We start from the raw sequence: 2,562 nt of genomic DNA, 5'->3' as shown, positions 1-2,562 counted from the left end.
GTATGCATTCGGTGAGCGCCCTCTAGTTTGGCGCGACTGATGCTACGCGGCTTGCGCGATGGCTTCGGGGCGCTGTTGTCGAGCTTTCCATTCCCACGGCAATAGCTCGTGAAGTCGTGTCTGCGGATGGTCGGAGATCTGCGCGATGACGTCACGGAGCCAGGCATGCGGGTCGACGTCGTTGAGGCGGCAGGTCTGGATCAACGTATACATGGCGGCCGCACGGTTACCGCCGCGGTCCGAGCCACAAAAGGTCCAGTTCCGGCGCCCGACCGCGACGGTTCTCACCCGGCGTTCCGCGGCATTGTTGGTCATGCAGATCCTGCCGTCAGACACGAAGCGGGCAAAGCTGCCCCAGCGTGACAGCATGTAGTTGATGGCCTTGGCCAGATCGCCCTTGCGCGACAGGCGGCCATATTGCTGACGCAGGAACTGCTCGAGCTCGGCGACGAGCGGGGCGACGTGGACTTGTCGCAAGGCGAGCCGTTCGCTGGCGTTCCGACCCCAGATCACGCGTTCGGCAGCGAATATCGCATCCATGCGGGTGACGATGTCGACCGCGAGCGGCGTCCGGCTCAGGCGGGCTTCCTTGAAGAACGGGCGACGGGCGTGTGCCCAGCACGCTGCCTCCAGGATAGGCCCTGGTTTGCGACCTGCAGCGTAGAGCGCGTCATAGCCGCTATAGGCGTCAGCCTGCAGGATGCCGGCATACCGAGCAAGCTGTCGCTGCGGATGGGCGCCTGTGCGGTCGCGAGTGTAGTAATAGCAAACGGCGGGCGGGTCGGTGCCGCCAAAGGGGCGGTCGTCGCGAACGGATGCCCATATCCTGCCGGTGACGGTCTTGCCGGCTGCCATGACCGGCACAGTCGTATCGTCATGGTGGATGCGCTCGCCGGCGAGGATGTGCGCCTCGATGAGATCGACCAGGTCGCGCAGCAGGACGGCGCCGTGCCCGACATAGTCGGCAAGCGTCGACACGCTGATGCTCATGCCTTCGGCGGCATAGGTCTCGCTCTGGCGGTTGAGCGGCTGATGCAGGCCGAACTTGTTGAACAGGACCATCGCCAGCAGGTTGGGGCCAGCGGATGCACGCGGAATGGGGTGGAAGGGCGCTGGCGGCTGCGTGATGGTTTCGCAGGCCTTGCAGATGAACTTCTCACGGACCGTCTGCACGACGATCCACTGGCGGGGAACGACCTCACGGCTTTCCGTGATGGTCTCGCCAATCTTCCTCAGCTCCGCACCGTGGCAGCATGGGCAGCTCTCTGGGGCGGGTACGACGACACGGTGTCGGGGAAGATCGGCAGATAGCGGAGCGCGGGTCGGCTTCTTGCGAGTGAACGGCACCACGGGAACGCCGGCTGCACTAGCTTTGGCGACCGCTATCTCAGCGGCTAGCTCATCCTCGGTTGCGGTAGTGACAACGTCCTCGAGTTGCATTTCAAGCTGGTCGAGCAACTGCCTGTGCCGCTCGGACGACTGCCCCCATTTGTCCTGACGTGCCTTGGCGATGCGCAGCTTGAGGTCTTCGATAATGGCGTGTGCATCGGCGACCTGAGCCTGGGCGATGGCGGCAAGTGCCTCGGCCTCGAGTAGAGCTACGCGGGCAATGAGGACGGTGTGGCGCTCGGCAATCAGCAGCGCTTTGAGCGCTTCGATATCATCGGGAAGGGCCTCGGCGCCGGTATCCATCGAGGCTCATTTTACAGCAGAAAACCGCCGATTTGTCGAGGCGCTTGATGCCGAAAGCCTAAGGAAAACCGGGCGTTTCAGCCCGCTAATTCGGGCCTGAACGTGTATTGTGGATTTCGCCAGTCGATGCCTTCCAGCAGGAATCCGAGTTGCCCCGCCGAGATCGAAATGACGCCGTCAGATGTCGCCGGCCAGGTGAACCGACCGCGCTCCAGCCGTTTTGCGTAGAGCGACATTCCGAGGCCATCGTGCCATAGAATCTTCAGCAGATCGCCGCGGCGACCTCTGAAAACATAGAGGTCGCCGGCATGCGGGTTGCGTCCGAACCCCTGCTGAATCTGCATCGCCAACGACGACATCCCCTTACGCATGTCCGTCTTGCCGGTGGCTATCCAGACCCGGGCCCCGCCTGGAACAGGGATCATGCTTTGAGCTCGCGCAACGCCGCCACCAGCAAGCTCGCAGACACGCCGCCAGCCGCACGGATGGTCACACCGCGGAGCTCGATGACCAGCATGTCGGACGCACCGTGGTCGATCTCGGGCGGATCCGCATGAACGGCCACGGCCGCAAAGCCGGTCGGCTGCGCAAGCTTGCTGCACAGTTTGCGTCGCCAACGGTAGATCGACGAGGGCGAGATATCGGCAGCGCGCGCGATAGCGGCAACCGACGCGCCAGGCACAATGGCAGCCTCCACCAGGGCAAGCTTGCGCTCGTCGCTCCAGTGGCGACGCCGCTCAACGCCGGACAGTACAGTGATCTGGGTCATCGCCACGTCTCTAGCCACGGTGCAAACCACGGTGCTTGCACTGTGGCTAACATCTCAGCTCAGACCATCACCCGCCAGATGCCCCTCACCGGATGCAGACG

Annotated in this window: 3 protein-coding genes; all 3 read right to left on the bottom strand. The window is 63.6% G+C overall.

The window, feature by feature from the left end; genetic code table 11:
* Nucleotides 1–42: 42 nt before the first annotated feature.
* Nucleotides 43–1,692: an IS66 family transposase gene (locus C8J46_RS20615; RefSeq protein WP_132742551.1), complete on the bottom strand. Its 1,650-nt coding sequence runs from the start codon at nt 1,690–1,692 to the stop codon at nt 43–45.
* A 77-nt stretch (nt 1,693–1,769) separates the two neighbouring features.
* Nucleotides 1,770–2,117: an IS66 family insertion sequence element accessory protein TnpB gene (tnpB, locus tag C8J46_RS20610; protein WP_056489367.1), complete on the bottom strand. Its 348-nt coding sequence runs from the start codon at nt 2,115–2,117 to the stop codon at nt 1,770–1,772.
* The gene (locus C8J46_RS20605; protein WP_132742550.1) at nt 2,114–2,461 is read right to left on the bottom strand and encodes a transposase; all 348 of its coding nucleotides are present in this window, start codon (nt 2,459–2,461) and stop codon (nt 2,114–2,116) included. Before C8J46_RS20605 ends, tnpB begins: the two co-directional genes overlap by 4 nt.
* Between the last annotated feature and the right edge of the window lie 101 nt (nt 2,462–2,562).

Origin of the sequence: Sphingomonas sp. PP-F2F-A104-K0414 (genome assembly GCF_004340945.1) — a bacterium.
Lineage (GTDB): Bacteria > Pseudomonadota > Alphaproteobacteria > Sphingomonadales > Sphingomonadaceae > Sphingomonas.
This window is presented reverse-complemented; position numbering and strand designations above follow the sequence as displayed.

Excerpts from the sequence above, each read along its gene's own strand:
- tnpB (WP_056489367.1), bottom strand. The coding sequence starts at position 2,117 with ATGATCCCTGTTCCAGGCGGGGCCCGGGTCTGGATAGCCACCGGCAAG.
- C8J46_RS20605 (WP_132742550.1), bottom strand. The coding sequence starts at position 2,461 with ATGACCCAGATCACTGTACTGTCCGGCGTTGAGCGGCGTCGCCACTGG.
- C8J46_RS20615 (WP_132742551.1), bottom strand. The coding sequence starts at position 1,692 with ATGGATACCGGCGCCGAGGCCCTTCCCGATGATATCGAAGCGCTCAAA.